The 17250-nt window shown below is 68.8% G+C and carries 10 protein-coding genes; 8 read left to right on the top strand and 2 right to left on the bottom strand.

What is annotated here, in order from left to right; translation table 11 throughout:
• Nucleotides 1-144: 144 nt before the first annotated feature.
• Genes MNQ99_RS11765 through MNQ99_RS11750 form a run of 4 tightly spaced genes read left to right on the top strand, consistent with a single transcriptional unit; the run spans nucleotide 145 to nucleotide 7215 of the window.
• Nucleotides 145-1770: a cytochrome ubiquinol oxidase subunit I gene (locus MNQ99_RS11765; RefSeq protein WP_241913075.1), complete on the top strand. Its 1626-nt coding sequence runs from the start codon at nucleotides 145-147 to the stop codon at nucleotides 1768-1770.
• Nucleotides 1771-1802: 32 nt separating this feature from the next.
• The gene (cydB, locus tag MNQ99_RS11760) at nucleotides 1803-2822 is read left to right on the top strand and encodes a cytochrome d ubiquinol oxidase subunit II (RefSeq protein ID WP_241913074.1); all 1020 of its coding nucleotides are present in this window, start codon (nucleotides 1803-1805) and stop codon (nucleotides 2820-2822) included.
• Between the two features lie 33 nt (nucleotides 2823-2855).
• Complete coding sequence (gene cydD / locus MNQ99_RS11755; RefSeq protein ID WP_241915349.1) at nucleotides 2856-6227, top strand: thiol reductant ABC exporter subunit CydD; 3372 nt, start codon at nucleotides 2856-2858, stop codon at nucleotides 6225-6227.
• 4 nt (nucleotides 6228-6231) lie between these two features.
• Nucleotides 6232-7215, top strand: coding sequence for a GNAT family N-acetyltransferase (locus tag MNQ99_RS11750; protein WP_241913073.1), 984 nt, complete (start codon nucleotides 6232-6234; stop codon nucleotides 7213-7215).
• 76 nt (nucleotides 7216-7291) lie between these two features.
• On the opposite strand, the gene MNQ99_RS11745 is transcribed toward MNQ99_RS11750, so the two are convergent.
• Nucleotides 7292-7810, bottom strand: coding sequence for a DinB family protein (locus MNQ99_RS11745; protein ID WP_241913072.1), 519 nt, complete (start codon nucleotides 7808-7810; stop codon nucleotides 7292-7294).
• A 9-nt stretch (nucleotides 7811-7819) separates the two neighbouring features.
• Nucleotides 7820-10381: a DNA gyrase/topoisomerase IV subunit A gene (locus MNQ99_RS11740; protein ID WP_241913071.1), complete on the bottom strand. Its 2562-nt coding sequence runs from the start codon at nucleotides 10379-10381 to the stop codon at nucleotides 7820-7822.
• A gap of 47 nt (nucleotides 10382-10428) precedes the next feature.
• On the opposite strand from MNQ99_RS11740, the gene MNQ99_RS11735 reads away from it, so the two are divergent.
• The 4 genes from MNQ99_RS11735 to MNQ99_RS11720 all read left to right on the top strand — a co-directional run bounded on the left by MNQ99_RS11735 (nucleotide 10429) and on the right by MNQ99_RS11720 (nucleotide 17231).
• Nucleotides 10429-13155 (top strand): bifunctional acetate--CoA ligase family protein/GNAT family N-acetyltransferase, encoded by a 2727-nt coding sequence (locus MNQ99_RS11735; protein WP_241913070.1) that lies wholly within the window; start codon nucleotides 10429-10431, stop codon nucleotides 13153-13155.
• A gap of 36 nt (nucleotides 13156-13191) precedes the next feature.
• Nucleotides 13192-13866, top strand: coding sequence for a DUF5998 family protein (locus MNQ99_RS11730; RefSeq protein ID WP_164745494.1), 675 nt, complete (start codon nucleotides 13192-13194; stop codon nucleotides 13864-13866).
• 85 nt (nucleotides 13867-13951) lie between these two features.
• Nucleotides 13952-15052: an alkaline phosphatase family protein gene (locus MNQ99_RS11725; RefSeq protein WP_241915348.1), complete on the top strand. Its 1101-nt coding sequence runs from the start codon at nucleotides 13952-13954 to the stop codon at nucleotides 15050-15052.
• Nucleotides 15053-15380: 328 nt separating this feature from the next.
• Entirely contained in the window at nucleotides 15381-17231 is a 1851-nt protein-coding gene (locus MNQ99_RS11720; RefSeq protein ID WP_277883545.1) for an HNH endonuclease signature motif containing protein, read from the top strand.
• Nucleotides 17232-17250: the final 19 nt, after the last annotated feature.

Genomic DNA, 17250 nt, shown 5'->3' with positions numbered 1-17250 from the left:
GGAACCTTCCCGCGACCGTGCTCTTGGTCTCTAATTTACCGTCTTTCGGGCAAATGTTCTACAGTACGTAGAAGATTAAGTTCTACAGGTTGTAGAAATGGTTCCGGACTCGTCCGGGAAGCACGTCAGTCCGGGAGGCACGGGTTGGAAGCACTGGAAATCGCGCGGTGGCAGTTCGGCATCACCACCGTGTATCACTTCCTGATGGTGCCCTTGACCATTGGTCTGGGGCTGCTGGTCGCGATCATGCACACGGCGTGGTATCGCACCGGCAAGGACCAGTACCTGCGGATGACCAAGTTCTGGGGCAAGTTGTTCCTGATCAACTTCATCATGGGCGTGGCCACCGGTCTGGTCCAGGAGTTCCAGTTCGGCATGGCCTGGAGCGAGTACAGCCGCTTCGTCGGCGACGTCTTCGGCGCCCCGTTGGCCATGGAAGCCCTGCTTGCGTTCTTCGTGGAATCCATCTTCCTGGGCCTGTGGATTTTCGGCTGGGGCCGGCTGCCCAAGGCCGTGCACCTGCTCAGCATCTGGTGTGCCTCGCTGGCCACCATCGCTTCGGCCTACTTCATTTTGGCCGCCAACTCCTGGATGCAGCACCCGGTCGGCGTCGAAATGATCGACGGGCGGCCGGTCATGGTGGACGTCTGGGCCGTGCTGACGAACAACACCCTGCTGGTGGCCTTCCCGCATACGATCTTCGGCGCACTCTCGGTTGCCGGTGGCTTCCTGCTGGGCATCAGCTGGTACCACCTGTGGAAGCGCCGCCGCGACGGCATCGACACCGTCGGTGCTGACGGCCGCGTGGTCGTCGGTTCGGATCCAGCCCGCGGCCGTGACGCGGCCGACCACAAGGTCTGGCTCCGCTCGCTGCGGATCGGCGCCGTCGTCGCGGTTGTTTCCTTTGCCGGGGTCTCCCTCACGGGTGACCTGCAGGCCAAGCTTATGTTTGACCAGCAGCCCATGAAGATGGCCGCCGCCGAGGCCGCCTGCCACGACGGCACCGGCTTCTCCATCCTCTCGGTCGGCGACCTCGGGTCCAACGACTGCAGCGACATGGTGGCCGTGGCGGAACTGCCCGGGATGCTCTCCTTCCTGGCCAACGGCGACTTCGACACCGACATCCGCGGCATCAACACCCTGCTGCCGGAGTACCAGGAACGCTTTGGCACCCACCTGCCGGACAATCCGATCTACGGCGAGCGTGCCGGCACCGAAATCGACTACGTGCCGGTCATGGAGGTTACCTACTGGGGCTTCCGCATCATGATCACCTTCGGCATGCTGGCAGCGGCCGCCGCCGTCGTCGCCCTATGGGTGGTGCGCAAGGGCACCGTGCCCGAGTCGAAGTGGCTGATGCGGCTGGCCGTGTTCGGCATCCTGGCGCCGTTCGGCGCGAACTCGGCCGGCTGGATCTTCACGGAAATGGGCCGCCAGCCGTTCGTCGTCGCGCCCAACCCGGATCCGGACGGCATCGACAACGTCTTCATGTTCACCGCCGCCGCGGTCTCGCCGGGCGTCTCACTGGGGGAGCTGATCTTCTCGCTGAGTGCCTTCACGCTGGTTTACGGCGCGTTGCTGGTGGTGGAAGTGAAGCTGCTCGCGACCTACTGCCGCGGCGGTGTGCCCTCGGCGATGCCTGAACTGCAGCACGGATCGACCGCGGAAGGCGCGGAGAAGGACGACGACGGCGGCCCGGACGGCGGCGACGGCACCGGCGGCCGCGTCAAGGACAGCGGCGCCGATGATGTGCTCAGCTTCGCCTACTGAACTTATCTCCCACGGAACGATAAGAGGACTACATGGAAACCCTGCCCACTGTCTGGTTCATCGTCATCGCCTTCTTCTGGACCGGCTACCTGTTCCTGGAAGGCTTCGACCTGGGCGTCGGCATGATGATGCGCGGCTTCGCCCGGAACAACACCGAACGGCGCGTGCTGCTGAACACGATCGGCCCGGTCTGGGACGGCAACGAAGTCTGGCTGATCACCGCGGGGGCCGCCACTTTTGCGGCCTTCCCGCAGTGGTATGCCGCGCTGTTCTCCGGCCTCTATATCCCCCTGGTCCTGGTGCTGCTGGCCCTGATCTTCCGCGCCGTTGGCATCGAATACCGCGGCAAGGTGGACTCCGACCGCTGGCGGTCCGGGTGGGACTGGGCGATCGCGCTGGGCTCGCTGGTCGCAGCCTTCGGGGTCGGCGCCATGCTGGGCCTGACCACCACCGGGCTGCCCCTCGACGCCAACGGCGACCGGGTGGGCGGAGCGTTCGCCTGGTTCAACGGTTACGCCGTGCTCGGCGGGCTGGCCGTGGTGGGCTTTTGCCTGGTGCACGCGGCAGCGTTCCTGGCCTTGAAGACCGACGGCGACGTCCGGTTGCGGGCCAAGGCACTGGTGCTGCGCTGGCTGCCGGTGGGATTGCTGCCGCTGGCCGCGTGGGCTGCGGCGCTGGTGCTGCGCAACGGCAAGACGGTCACCGTAGTGACACTGCTGGTTGCCGCTGTCGGCGCGGTGGCCGCCTGGCTGCTGGCCAAAGCCGGCCGGGACGGACTCTCCTTCGCCGGGCTCGGCATCTTCCTGGTCGCCGGGACGGTGACGATCTTCACCGCGGTGTTCCCCACGGTGCTGCCCTCCACCCTCGACGAGGCGTTCAGCCTGACGGTGGAATCGGCCTCGTCCTCCGGCTACACGTTGGGCGTGATGAGCGTGGTGGCGCTGTTCGGCATCCCGGCCGTCTTGGTCTACCAGGGCTACACCTACTGGGTGTTCCGCAAACGGGTGAGCTCGTCAGCCATCCCCGCCGCACACGCCGTCGTCGCACAGTAAAGGAAGCACAGTGAAGGAAGCACAGTGAAACCCATGCTGCCGGTGGGCGCCGCCGGCAAACGCGCGCTGTACCTGCTGGGACTGGCCGCGGCGGTCAAAGCCGCCGGGCTGGTGCTGCTCGCGTCGGCGGTGGCCAGCGGGGTGGCCGGCTTGGCGGCCGGGACCTTTAGCTGGGACGGGGTGCTGCTGCCCGGCGTCATCGGCGCCCTGCTGCGAGCGGCGGCGGCCTGGGGCCAGGATGTGGCGGCACAGCGGGCCGCAGCCGGAGTCAAGGAGGACCTGCGGGCCCGCCTCTCCGCGCGGATCCTGGACGATGGAGGTGCCACCTCTGACGGAGCGAACTCCACCGGTGACGGCGCCCTGAGCGTGCTGGCCACCCGGGGCCTGGACAACCTGGACGACTATTACACCAAGTACCTGCCGGCACTGGTGACCTGTGCCGTGGTACCCCTGCTGGTGGGGCTGCGGATCCTGACCGCGGACTGGGTGAGCGCACTGATCGTGGTGCTCACGCTGCCACTGGTGCCGGTCTTCATGATCCTGATCGGCAAGCACACCGAAGACCGGACGGAACAAGCCGCCGCGGCCTTGGACCGGCTTTCCGACCACCTGCTGGAATTGGCCCGCGGGCTTCCGGTCCTGGTCGGCCTGGGCCGGGCGGCGGCACAGACCAGGGCGCTGCGCGATGTCGCCAGCGCCTATCGCGAACGGACCATGGTCACGTTGCGGGTAGCCTTCCTCTCCTCGCTGGCGCTGGAGCTGATCGCCACCATTTCCGTGGCCGTGGTGGCCGTTTTCGTGGGCATCCGGCTGGTCTATGGCGGGATGGAACTGGAAGCCGGGCTGCTGGCGCTGATCCTGGCGCCGGACTGTTTCCAGCCGCTGCGCGATCTCGGCTCGGCGCACCATGCGAGCGAAGACGGACTGGAATCGCTCAAGCGCAGCAAGGCCGTGCTGGACGCGCCGGCCGGCCGGCCGCTGGTGCCCGCTGCCGGTCCCGTGCCCGCGGCAGGCGGGGGAGCACCGGAAGTGCGGGTGTCCGGGTTGTCCGCAGGGTACCCCGGGCGGGGGCAAATAGTGGAAGGGCTGGATTTCACCGCGCCGGCGGGCCGTATCACCGCCCTGTCCGGACCGAGCGGTGGCGGCAAAAGCACCGTGCTGGAAGTGCTGGCCGGTCTGCGCCGCGACGGCGCGGGCATCCGGCTGGCCGGGGAAGTGTCCGGCATCCACCGCGGCCGGATTGCCTGGATTCCGCAACATCCGGTTCCCTCGGAAGCGACGGCGGCGGAAGAGGTGGCACTGTATGCGGGGCTGACCGGACCGGCCGGGCGGGCGGCAGCGACGGAAGCACTGTCACGCGTGAACGCCGCCAGCCTGGCGGACGCTGACACCGGCGACCTCAGCCCCGGCGAACTGCGTCGGGTGGCGGTGGCGCGGGCGCTGGCACGGATCGAACACGTCCCCGGCGTGGATGTGCTGCTCGCCGATGAACCCACGGCCCATGTGGACGAGCAGAGTGCGCGCGCCATTGAGGCGGCGCTGGCCGGGCTTCGGGGCCGCGTGACCACCGTGCTGGTGGCCCATGACCCGGACACGGCGGCGCTCGCCGACCACGTGGTGCCGGTGGTCCCGTCCCGCGGGGAAGCCGCCCCCGCCGCTCGGCCGTCGGGCCATGTTGTGGCCGCTGCCGCTGAGCCGGACACCGACCACACCGATCCTGCGGCCGAGGCACCGGGCGGCCGGACGGACGCGCCGGACGAGGACGTCCCCGCGGCCGGACCTGGCCTGTGGCGGCAAGTGGCCCTGCTGCGGCCATGGAGCCCGCGGTTCCTGGCAGCGCTGTGCTTTGGCCTCGGCGCGGCACTCTTCGCCGTCTCGCTGGCCGGTCTGTCCGGCTGGCTGATTGTCTACGCCAGCGAGCAACCCCCGATCCTGCACCTGATGACGTCCATTGTCGGCGTCCGGTTCTTCGGCATCGGACGCTCGGTGCTGCGGTACCAGGAACGGTTGAAGCTGCACGACGCGGTCTTCGAAAGCACCGACCGGCTGCGGATCCGGCTGTGGAACGGACTGCTGCAGCGACCGGCAGCCTGGCGGCGGCTGGCGCGCGGCGGTGGCGCCCTGGAACGTCTGGTCGGAGATGTGGACGAACTGCGCGATGTGGCGCCGCGGGCCGTCTTCGCCCCGCTGGTGGGCCTGCTGGTGGCTGCGGCCTCCTGTGTGGCCACGGCGCTGCTGATGCCTGCGGCCCTCGGCTGGCAGTTGCTGCTCTCGGCAGTCTGCGTGGTGCTGGCGCCGGCCGTGACGCGTTGGGTGGACCGCCACGCGCAGGCTGCCAACGTTCAGCTCAAGGGCAGGTCGCTGAATGCCGTGACACGGTTGCTGGCAGCCGCGCCGGATCTGGCTGCCAACACCGCCGCCCGGCCGCTGCTGCAGCGGGCCCGTCGGTTGGACCGGCAGGCGACGGCGGCAGTGCAGCGCAGTGCCTGGGCCCAAGGACTAGGCCACGGACTGACCGCCCTGGCCTGTTCGCTGGCCGCGGTGGTGATGATTGGAGCCGCCGGCGGCACCGCGCCGGGGGTGGCCGCCGTCGTCGTCCTCATGCAGTTGGCGCTGGTGGAGCCGTTCATGGCAGTCAACACCGCCGTGCAGCAATGGGGTGCCTGGCGCGCCGCCGGTGTGCGGGTGGCGCCGGATCTGGGCAGCACCGCGATCCCGGCCGACGTGGCGGCCGGGCACGCGGTCGAAACGCTGGAGCTGCGGGACGCGTCCTACCGCTATCCCGACGCGGCGCAGGACGCTTTTGCCGGAGTAGACCTGCGGGTGGAGCGCGGGCAATGGTTGGCCGTGACCGGGCCGTCGGGCAGCGGAAAGTCCACCTTGCTGGGCGTGCTGCTGGGCTTCCTGCCGCTGGCGTCCGGCCAGTATCTGGTCAACGGCACGGCCGCCGATGCGCCGCGCTCCGCCATCGCCTGGATGCCGCAGGAGGCGCACCTGTTCAACTCGACGGTGCGGGCCAACCTGCTGCTGGCCCGGCGGCCTGAAGAGGCGCCGAGCGAGGAGCAGATGCGCTCGGCGCTGACCGCCGTGGGACTCGGCGGATTCCTCCCCGAGCTGCCGGAGGGCCTCGACACCCGGATCGGCCCGGGCGGGCACTTCCTCTCCGGCGGCCAGCGGCAGCGGGTGGCCGTGGCCAGGGCGCTGCTGGCGGACTCAGACGTGGTGCTGCTGGACGAACCGACCGCCCATTTGGACCGCGAGGCGGCGGACGACCTGCTGCTGGATCTGCGGCGGGCACTCGCCGGGAAAGCAGTGGTCATGGTGACCCACGACGAGCGCCAGGCCCAGTGGTGCGACCACCGGCTGCGGATGTCTACCGGCAGGTACGCTGCTGCCTTAGGCTGAGGCAATGACGAATCCCGACCTCCCGGCCGATCCCGGCGGAGGACTGCACTGGCGGGCCATGACGGAAGCGGACATTGACGGCTGGCACCAGTTGATCCATCGGATGGCCGCGGTGGACAAGCCCGTGTGGACCGAGACGAAGGCGGATTTGGCGGAGGCATTCGACGACCCTGCCAACAACCCGGCCGAGTGCACCGCCATCGGGCTGGATGCCGACGGGACCGCGCGTGCGGTGGGCCGGGTCTACGCGAACGCCGGCTCGCCAGTCGCCCACACCTGGGGCGGCGTTGATCCGGACTGGCGCCGCCGCGGCATCGGCAGGGCGCTTTACGCGTGGCAGGCCGACTGCCAGCGGCGCCGGTTCGGCGCGGCCGGCATCACCGGCGGCGTCTTGCGGAGCAGCACCGAGGAACACGATCCGGCGCACAACGCGCTGATGACCGCGGTGGGCGCCAAGGTGGTGCGCTACTTCACCGAAATGACCCGGCCGCTCCAGGAGATTCCGGACGCGCCGCTGCCGCAGGGCTTCGTGTTTGTGGACCTGGACCCGGGCGACAGCGACGCCGTGCGGCTGGCCCACAACGAGGCGTTCGCGGACCACTGGGGCAGCGAGCCACGGGACGAGCGCCGGTGGAAGACCCTGGTGCAGCACCCGGAGACCAAGCCGGAATGGAGCATTTCGGTGGTGGAGGCCGCCTCCGGCGAGACGGTGGCGTACCAGGTGGCCAGCTTCGATCCGGAGTACAAAAACCAGTCGGGGTACGACGAAGGCTTCACCAACCTGCTGGGCGTCCGCAGGCCGTGGCGCGGCCGCGGGCTCGCCCAGTCGCTGCTGGCCGAAGCCATGCGCCGGTTCCGGGCCGGCGGGATGGCACATGCGGGACTGGGCGTGGATACCGAGAACCCCAGCGGGGCGCTGGCCCTCTACACCCGGATGGGCTACGTGCCGACCAAGCGCTACCTGGACTACGAACTGCCGCTGACCTGACTGGCCTGACCCGGCACGGGCCGCACCGCGGCGGCAGGCGCTGCGCGCCGCCGTCGTGCGTTGGTTCGTGCGACCGCTACGCGCCGACGTCGTGCAGGTGGTGAATGACATCGTGCAGGAAATAGCTGCCCAGGCTGGTGACCGTGAAAACCGAGCCGTTGCTGCGCGTGCCGCTCCGGTCCCACTCAGCCGGGGTTACGGCATTGAAGCCGGCCGCCGCATCGGCTGCCGACGAGGCCAGTTCCTGCGCCACGGCGAGCGGATCCAGGCTGGCGTACTGTCCCTCCACCGCGGCGGCATCCTGGTCCCAGTCCGGGAAGCCGGGATTGTCCTGGCCCAGCATCAGCTGCAGCCGGGTTTCGAATACCCGGCAGAGATCGCGCACGTGGGCCGCGTACTCCAGGACGGACCAGGTGCTGTTGTCCGGGCGGATGCCCACCCCCGGCTCCGCCAGGGCGGCCTGCCAGCGCGGCACGGAGGCCAGCACCGCTGGGCCGATCCGGTCCGGCGTGATGCCGGCCGGATCGAAGCCGCATTCGGGACAGGGCCGTTCGGTGACCCAGGTCCAGTCTTTGCTGTCGGGAGTGATCGGCATGCTGCCAGCCTACGAGTCTTCCGGCTCCTGCAGCGACAAGGACGGATCAGACAAGGACAGGCCGGACAAGGACGGATCAGACAAGGACAGGCCGGACAAGGACGGGCCGACGGCGTCCACCGACTGGGACAGCGGTATGCCGGATCCATCGCGGCGGCCATGTTCGGTGGGCAAGGCCCGCGAGGCCCCGTTGGCGGAACTGGCCTTCGCGGGACCGTGCCCCGCCCAAGCCAGCGTGAGCACGTCTTCGCCCTTCAGGAAGCGGTGTGCGCGGACGCCACCGGTGGCCCGGCCCTTCGCCGGGTACTCGGCGAACGGGGTGACCTTGACGGACCCTGGGGAGGTTCCCGGCAGGGCGTCCTGCGTGGATGCAACGGTGACGACGACGGCGGCCGCATCTGAAGCAGCGACCGAGCCGAAGAACGCTACCGAATCGTCGACGGCCAGCTTGATCCCCGCCACGCCGCCGGCAGTGCGTCCCTGGGCCCGGACCGTGGATGCCGGGAAGTGCAGCAGCTGTGCCTGGCGCGTGATGAAGACCAGCTCGTCGTCGTCGGCCGGCACGCTCAGGCCCACAATGTAGTCCTTGGGCTTGAGCGCGATGATCTCCCAGTCCTCCCGGTTCAGCGGGTACTCCGGGGTGACGCGCTTGGCCACGCCCTGCGCGGTGCCGATGGCCAGCACCTTGTCCAGTGGCGCCAGCGCCACCAGGGATTCGCCCTTCGCGAGCGTGATGAACTCCTTGACCGGAACGCCGCCGGCCAGATTCGGGGAGCCGGCCGCCCCAGCGAGCACCGGCATGTCCAGCACCGGAAGCCGCAGCATCCGGCCCAGCGAGGTGACGGCTCCGATCTCGGCCCGCGCCGTGGTCTTCACCACGGACAGCAGGGTGTCGTGCCGGATCCGCTGGCCGTCCGCCAAGGGCTCCTGGTCCACCGTGCGGGCCAGCTGGCCGGACGCGGAGAGCAGCACCCAGCACGGGTCGTCGGCTATCTGCAGCGGCAGGGCCGCCTTGGCGTTCTTGCCCGCGGCGGCGGGGGCCGGCAGTGCCGTGCCGCGCAGTGGGGCAGCGGCCTCCGATTCGAGCAGCACGGTCCGCCGCGGCGTGGCGTAGAGCGCGGATACCTCGCCCAGTTCGGTGGAGACCAGTTGGCGCAGCGTGGACTCGTTGGCCAGGATCTCCTCCAGCTCCGCAATCTCGCGGCGCAGTTCGTCCTGTTCCTTCTCCAGCTCGATCCGGGAGTACTTGGTCAGCTGGCGGAGCCGCAGTTCCAGGATGTAGTTGGCCTGGATCTCGGACAAATCGTAGATGGCCATTAGCCGTTCGCGGGCGGCGGCGGCCTCGTCCGAGGACCGGATGATCTGGATGACCTCGTCGATGTCCACGATGGCAATCAACAGGCCTTCGACCAGGTGCAGGCGGTCCTTCTTCTTGCCCAGCCGGAACGCGGTGCGCCGGCGGACCACGCCGATGCGGTGGTCCACGTAAACCCGCAGCAGCTCCAACAGGCCCAGCGTGCGCGGCTGCCCGTCCACCAGCGTGACGTTGTTGATGCCGAAAGAGTCTTCCATCGGCGAATAGCGGTACAGCTGGGCGAGCACGGCGTTCGGATTGAAGCCGTTCTTCAGCTCAATGACCAGGCGCAGGCCGTGCTGCCGGTCGGTCAGGTCCACAATGTCGCTGATGCCCTGCAGCTTCTTGGACGTGACCGTGTCCTTGATCTTCTCGATCACCTTTTCCGGGCCGACGCCGTAGGGCAGTTCCGTGACCACCAGGCCGGTGCGGCGGGCGGTGAGCTTTTCAACCTCCACCTTGGCGCGGGTCTTGAACGAGCCGCGGCCGGTGGCGTAGGCGTCCCGGATGCCGTCCAGCCCCACGATCTTGCCGCCCGACGGCAGATCCGGTCCCGGGACGAACCGGATGATGTCCTCGAGCGTGGCTTCCGGATTGGCGATCAGGTGCTGGGCCGCGGCGATCACTTCGCCCAGGTTGTGCGGAGCCATATTGGTGGCCATGCCCACGGCGATGCCGGAGGAGCCGTTGACCAGCAGGTTCGGGAAGGCGGCCGGGAGTACCTCCGGCTGCATCAGCTGGTTGTCGTAGTTCGGAACGAAGTCCACCACGTCTTCGTCCAGATGGTCCGTCAGCGCCAGCGCCGGGGCCGCCAGCCGCGCCTCGGTATACCGCGGCGCCGCCGGACCGTCGTCGAGCGATCCGAAGTTGCCGTGCCCGTCGATCAGCGGCATCCGCAGCGAGAACGACTGCGCCATGCGCACCATCGCGTCGTAAATGGCGGCGTCGCCGTGCGGGTGGAGCTTGCCCATCACTTCGCCGACCACGCGGGCGGACTTCACATGCCCCCGGTCCGGCCGCAGCCCCATCTGGGACATCATGTACAGAATGCGGCGCTGCACCGGCTTCAACCCATCGCGGGCATCGGGCAGGGCACGCGAGTAGATGACCGAGTAGGCGTATTCGAGGAAGGAGCCTTCCATCTCGGAGGTCACGTCAATATCGACGATGTTCTCCGTGAAGTCCTCTTCGGGGGCTGGAGTCTGGCGACGGGGCATGGGTAGTGCTTCGGTCCTTAGTTAAAAGTTGCGGATACAGTGAGTTTATGGCGCAAGAGGCTGATTCCCCGGATTATCCGGATTATTGGGAAGCGGATGTCGTGCTGCGCGACGGCGGGACGGCGCACCTGCGCCCCATAGTCCCGGCCGACGCCGAGGCGCTGCAGGCCTTCCACGTGGGGCAATCGGAAAGCTCCATCTACCTGCGCTTTTTCACCTTCAAGGCCAAGCTCAGCGCGCGCGAACTGGCCCGCTTCACCAACGTCGACTATGTCAACCGCGTGGCCTTCGTGACCACGATCGGCGACGAAATCATCGGGATCGGCCGCTATGACCGGCTCAACGATCCGTCCGAGGCCGAGGTTGCCTTCAACATTTCGGACGCCCACCAGGGGCGCGGACTGGGATCCATTCTGCTGGAGCATCTGGCGGCGGCGGCCCGGGAAAACGGCATCAGCAAGTTCTCCGCCGAGGTGCTGCCGGAGAACCGGAAGATGATCACCGTCTTCAACGACGCGGGCTATGAAGTACGGCGCCATTTCGACGACGGTGTGGTCGCCTTGGAGTTCGACCTTGATCCGACCGAACGGTCCCGTGCCGTCATGGCCGCCCGTGAACACCGGGCCGAGGCCAAAAGCGTTGCGGCCTTGCTCGCGCCCGGATCCGTGGCGGTGATCGGGGCCAGCCGGGACTGGGGCAGCGTGGGCTACTCGCTGCTGGAGAACATCATCGAAGCCGGATTCACCGGCCCCGTCTATGCCATCAACCCGCAGGCCTTTGAACTGAACGGCATGATCTCCTACGGGACCATCGCCGAGGTCCCGGACCCGGTGGAACTCGCCGTCGTTGCCGTCCCCTACGAAGAAGTAACCAAGGTGGCACGCGAATGTGCTGCCGCCGGGGTCAAGGGGATTTTGGTGGCCAGCGACGGTTTCTCCCAAGCCGGCAACGAAGGACTGCAGCGGCAACGCGAACTGGTCCGCCACGCCCGCGCCCACGGCGTGCGCGTGATCGGCCCCGGTTCGCTGGGACTCCTGAATACCGATCCGGCGGTCGCGCTGAATGCGTCCATGGCGCCTGCGATGCCGCCCCGTGGACCGCTTGGGTTGTTCAGCCAGTCGGCAGCTATCGGTGTGCTGCTCTACACCGCCGCCAGCCGGCGCGGGCTTGGCCTGTCCTCCATGGTCTCCGGTGGCAACCGGGCCGACGTTTCCGGCAACGACGTGATGCAGTACTGGGAAGACGACGCGGCCACCAAGGCGGTGGGGCTGTACCTGGAATCCATCGGCAACCCGCGCAAATTTTCCCGGATCGCACGCCGGCTCTCGCTCAGCAAGCCCGTCATCGTGGCCAAGTCCGACGTGATGGGACTGCAGCTGCCGCCGGGCCACGCGGTGCGGACCACCCAGGCGCCGATCGGCGCGCTGGACGCGATGTTCCGCCAGTCCGGCGTGATCCGCGTGGAAACCAACGAAGAGCTGATGGACGTGGCGCAGGTCCTGGTCAGCCAGCCGCTCCCGGCCGGCGCCAATCTGGCCGTCTTCAGCAACTCCTTGGCGCTGGGCAACGTGGTGGCCGACGCCGCCAAGGCCCACCAGCTGGACGTGGTCCGGCTGGAAACCGGGATGGACCTGAACACCGGGCAGTCCAAAGCACTGCCGGTGCTTCGCCAGCGGGTGCGGCAGGCGCTGTCGGCACCCGAGGTGCACGCCGCCGTCGTCACCCTGCTCCCGGCCACCGGAATCCCGACCTCAGTGCTGGCCGACGTGCTGCGCGAATGCGCCGAAGAGGCGGGCAAACCGGTGGTCGCCTCATTTACCGGTGTGCTCGACCTCGCGGAACGATCCGACGGACTGCTGGCAACCGGTGATGAATCCGGCGCCGGTTCGGAACCCGCGGTGGGCGGACTCCAGCGGGCGCTGCCGTGTTTTGCCAGCCCGGGCAGCGCCGTGAACGCGCTGGCAGCCGTGGTCCGCTATGCCGAATGGAAGGCCCGGGACAAAGGCGAGTACACCGAATCGGCCGGCACCGACCCAGCCACGTCCCAGCAGCAGATCGACGCCCTGCTCGCCGGGGTGACCGGGACCGATCTGCTCACACCCACCCGCGCGCAGACCGCCCGGCTGTTGGGTTGTTACGGCATCACCGTGCAGGAGTCCGCCGGATTTACCAACGACGAGGAGGCTGTGGCGGCTGCCGAACGGCTCGGCTGGCCCGTGGCGTTGAAGACCACCGATGCGCGGCTGCGGCAGCGGCTGGATCTGGGCGGCGTCCGGTTGAACATCACCGACGCAACCACGCTGCGCGCCAACATTGCGCACATGCGCGCCAGCCTGGCCCAGTTCGGCGACATTCCGTTGGAGGTCCAGTCAATGGTGCCCGCGGGCCAGGCCTGCACCATCCGTGCGATCGAAGATCCGCTGCTGGGCCCGGTGGTGTCCTTCGGGCTGGCCGGCGACGCCGTGAACCTGTTGGGGGACTGGTCGCACCGGATCCCGCCGCTGACCACGGTGGACGTGGCGGATCTGGTCCGGGGGCCGCGTGCCGCCGGCAAGCTCTTCGGCTACCAAGGCCTGCCGGCGGTGGATGTCCCGGCGCTGGAGGACCTGATTGCCCGGGTCGCACAGCTGAAGGATGAGCATCCCGAGGTGGCGCTGCTGGAGCTCAACCCGGTCCAGCTCTCCGACCGCGGCCTGGCTGTGCTGAACGCCGAAGTCAGGCTCGGCAACCACGCGCACCGAACGGATAGCGCGCGGCGCGCCATGCGTGACTGACCCCGGGTTGGCCATCTGGCAGCAGGGTAGGGGAATATGGAACATATGAGCCACCTTTCGACGGCAGAACGCCGCAGTCTCGACGACGCCCTCAACCGGGCAGGCTTTTACCCGCTGCTGGTTTCCGACGTGGTCCACGACGCCCTGGATCAGCGCGAACCGCTGTCCCATCTGGTCCACCTGGAGACACACTTCGACCGCAATGAGGTGCACCGGCACATCACCGTGCTGGTCCTCACTGAGGACATGCTGGTGATTACCCACGTGGACGACCAGCAGCTGGACGACGAGGGCGAGCAGATGGTGGCTCAGATTTCCACCGAGTCCGTTCCGGTCAGCCAGATCCGTTCGGTGGTGCTCAGCTACGTCTACGCCCAGCCGCAGAACTACACCTCCGCCGACCAGGCCCGCGAGTTGACCCTGGCCATCGCGTGGTCCGGCGGCCAGCGCCTGGACATGGGCCCGGCCGGCTGCGGCGATCCGCAGTGCGATGCAGACCACGGCTACACCGGCAACATCGTCCAGGAAGACATCGTGCTCCGCGTCAGCGCGGAGGCGGACGGACTGCAAGCGGTGCAGAACGCCAAGGATTTTGCCCGGGCACTGCGCAAGCTCAGCACCAGCCACCCCGAACCCGCTGCTGTGCCGGGGCCGGTGCAGCCGCGCCCGCGCATCGGTAACCGTTTGGTCCGCGGCCACCACGGCCGCTGATCCGCGGGACTGACGCTGCGTGACCCTGACACACGAACCGCTTCCGGCCGCCCCGGGCTACGGCCGCAACTCCCTCGCCGAGGTGATGACCAGCGCCGCCGCCGCACTAGGCGCCGACGGCTTCAGTAATGTCCTGCAACTGCCGCAGGCCAGGCGTGTCTGCGTGGTCATGGTGGATGGGCTCGGCAAGGCGCTGTTGAAACAGCGCGGTGGCCACGCGCCGTTCCTGCGCCAGGCGATGGAGAACTCCCGCACCCTCGGGAGTGCCTTTCCATCGACGACGGCGGCGTCCCTCGCCAGCCTGGGGACCGGTCTGGCCCCGGGCCTGCACGGCATGGTCGGCTATGACGTGCTGGACCCGGACCAGGACAAAGTGGTCAATCAGCTCGGCGGCTGGGACGCCAAGGTTGATCCGCATGTCTGGCAGCCGTATCCCACGGTGTTCGAACAGGTGGCGGAACACCTGCCGGTCACCACCGTCAGCCTGCCCCGGTTCGCCGAGTCCGGGATGACCCGGGCGGCGCTGCGCGGCAGTTCGTTCAGGCCGGGTGCAACCAGCCATGCCCGCACCCTCGCGGCGGCCGAAGCCCTGGCAGCCACCGACCGTGCTCTGGTTTACCTGTACTTCAACGAACTGGACAAGGCCGGCCACCGGTTTGGTGCAGCCTCGGCCCAGTGGGGCGGCGAGCTGGAAGAACTCGATTCGGACATGCGTCGGCTGACCCGCCAGTTGCCGGCAGATACGCTGCTGCTGCTGACCGCCGACCACGGCATGCTGGATGTGGCCGAAGAGTTCCGGTTCGACTACTCGGCCGATCCGGCGCTGGTCGCCGGAGTCCGGCACACAGCGGGGGAGCCCCGGCTGGTCCACCTCTACTTTGAGCCGGATGCCACGGCCGCACACCGTGAACAGACGACCGCAGCCTGGCGGGCGACCTACGGGAATCAGGCCTGGATCATCACCCGCGAAGAAGCCATCAACCGAGGTTTCTTCGGCCAAGTCGATCCCCGAGTGCTGCCGCGCATCGGCGACGTGATGGTAGCTGCCCGTGAACCCGTCGCTTTCTATGACACGCGCCGCGTTCCGGAAACCGCGATGTCGGTAGTCGGCCAGCACGGCTCCCTCACCAAGGCCGAGCGCGAAGTACCCCTGCTGACTTTGGCCGCCCCAACCAAACGGCGCTAGGAATGCGCCGGGCGCACGCCTGGCGCAGCATGCTTCTTCTAAAGCCTCGACGCCGGGCTTGGAACGCTCTACTTCAACCCGATCCCGGACTACTGGCCGATCCACCTGCACCATACCGCCCGCCACGTGCCTTCTGTCCTTGACTCTCGCCAACGGGGTTGGCGGAGTCGTCTCAGAGTTATTGGTCGCGAGGATCACGCTCGCGCAGGCGCAAAGATTCTCACCGGGCAGTACGGGAAAACATTCCCAAACTGTCATACCCGGCTGGTTGAGTTGGGTTATGGACGGGATGGCGGAGCGGGGACCGGTTTCTGGGGAGGGCCGGCGGTTGCCTACGCAGGAGGAGCGTGAGGCGGCGATCGCGGCGATTCTGGCGCGGATGAAACCGGCCCGGAAAGAGCCGGCGCCGGTGCGGTGGGCGGAGCCGGTGTTCGAGCCGGGTCCTGACCCGTACGCGGGGCTGGTGGTCCCGCCGGCACCGGAGGAGGAGCTTGATCAGGGGAACCGGGCGTATCGGGAGGACTTCGCGGCCTGGGAGCTCGACGATGGCACCGACCGGCCGCCGGGGGTGGGGGCGGTTCCGGCGGAGTTCGCCGATTTGCCGAACCTGCCCGAGGGGTGCTGGCTGCCGGAGGGTTTGTTCGAGTCGAAAGCGCACGCTGACTATTTCGCCGAGCGCCTGGAAACGCTGGTGGCGGGGGCGGAGCCTGCGGTGCTGCTGGCCATGCTGGCCGGTTCGGGCACCGGCGGGCTGGGGTATCAGGAGACGGTGGAGCATCTGGCCGCGGTGCACCGGGTGAGGTGTTGGCTGGACGGCCGGGAGGTGGCGCTGGAGGCGCGGCTGGGGGAGACGGCGCTGGCGCAGTTGCCGCCGCCGGGGCCGGGCTGCACCACGTTGCGGCAGCGGCAGCTGCTGGCCGCAACGTCGGCGGCGGAGGAACTGGGCTGCCTGCTCGGCCTGCCCGAGGAGCAGGCCCGGGCGAGGCTGGACCAGGCGGGCGACCTGCACCGGTTGTTTCCCGCCACGCTGGCGGCGATGGCCGCCGGGGAGCTGGACCGGGAGCAGGCCGCGGTCATCGTCGTCCAGGGCAGGTCCCTGCCCGAGGAGGCCACGGCCGGGTTTGAACAGGCCTTGTTGGGCCGGGTGAAGGGCAGGTCGTTGCGGTCGCTGCGGGGCATGGCGCGGCGGCTGCGCGAGCGCACGCATCCGGAGAGCATCACTCGGCGCCGCCGGAGCGCGGAGGAGCGGCGGAACGTGGGCGTGGAACCGGCGCCGGACGGGATGGCGTGGCTGAACGCGTACCTGCCGGCCGAGCAGGCCGCCGCGATCGATGACCGGCTCACCCGGACCGCCGTCCACCTGCGCGGCCAGCACGGCGAGACCCGGTCCAGGGGGCAGTTGCGGGCGGACGTGTTCGCGGACCTGCTTATGCATGCGGGGATGGATACCGGCCCGGCGGCCGGGATCCATGCCGAACCGTCGGTCACCGTCCCGGTGCTCTCGTTACTGGGGCTGGGCGGGGAACCGGCCACGCTGGACGGGTACGGTCCGATCCCGGCGGACGCGGCCCGGCAGTTGTGTGCGGATGCGAAGTCGTTTTACCGGATCCTGACGCATCCGGAGACCGGGGCCAGGCTCTCCTACGGCAAGAGCCGGTACCGGCCGCCGGCGGATCTGGCCCGGATGGTGCGGAAACGGGATGAGGTGTGTCCGTTTGCCGGCTGCCGCAAACACGGCAAGGCCTGCCAGATCGACCACACCCAGGCCTTCCGCGCCGACGGCGCGACGGGCGAAACCGATGCCGGGAACCTGGGTCCGCCGTGCGAGACCCACCACGGGCTGAAAACGAACGCGGGCTGGAAAATGGCACAGCCCTCGCCCGGCGTGTTCGAAGTGACCACCCCGGCCGGCCGGACCTACACCGACCGGCCCGGCGAAGACGTCGCCCCGTCCGGCCGACCGGCCTATCCGCCCGCCGTCGCCGTTGCGCTCCCCGAGGATCAGCGCCGGCAAATCGAACCGCTGGTCATTCAACCGCCAACGGGACCCGGGCCGGGGGAAGCTACAGATGACGATTGGCTGCCGGCCTGGCACCCCGCCCGCAAAGCGCGGGCAGCGGGTGACCGGCAGCAGGATGCACCGTCACCGAACCAACTGCAGGACCCGCCACCGTTCTAGGAGGAAGGTCCGCGTGTCT

This window comes from Arthrobacter sulfonylureivorans, from assembly GCF_022637435.1.
GTDB lineage: Bacteria > Actinomycetota > Actinomycetes > Actinomycetales > Micrococcaceae > Crystallibacter > Crystallibacter sulfonylureivorans.
The sequence above is the reverse complement of the archived record's forward strand: the minus strand, read 5'-3'. Positions and strand labels throughout refer to the sequence as shown.

Coding starts and splice junctions, on each gene's coding strand:
- cydB (WP_241913074.1), top strand. CDS start 1,803: ATGGAAACCCTGCCCACTGTCTGGTTCATCGTCATCGCCTTCTTCTGG.
- cydD (WP_241915349.1), top strand. CDS start 2,856: ATGCTGCCGGTGGGCGCCGCCGGCAAACGCGCGCTGTACCTGCTGGGA.
- MNQ99_RS11750 (WP_241913073.1), top strand. CDS start 6,232: ATGACGAATCCCGACCTCCCGGCCGATCCCGGCGGAGGACTGCACTGG.
- MNQ99_RS11745 (WP_241913072.1), bottom strand. CDS start 7,810: ATGCCGATCACTCCCGACAGCAAAGACTGGACCTGGGTCACCGAACGG.
- MNQ99_RS11740 (WP_241913071.1), bottom strand. CDS start 10,381: ATGCCCCGTCGCCAGACTCCAGCCCCCGAAGAGGACTTCACGGAGAAC.
- MNQ99_RS11735 (WP_241913070.1), top strand. CDS start 10,429: ATGGCGCAAGAGGCTGATTCCCCGGATTATCCGGATTATTGGGAAGCG.
- MNQ99_RS11730 (WP_164745494.1), top strand. CDS start 13,192: ATGGAACATATGAGCCACCTTTCGACGGCAGAACGCCGCAGTCTCGAC.
- MNQ99_RS11725 (WP_241915348.1), top strand. CDS start 13,952: ATGACCAGCGCCGCCGCCGCACTAGGCGCCGACGGCTTCAGTAATGTC.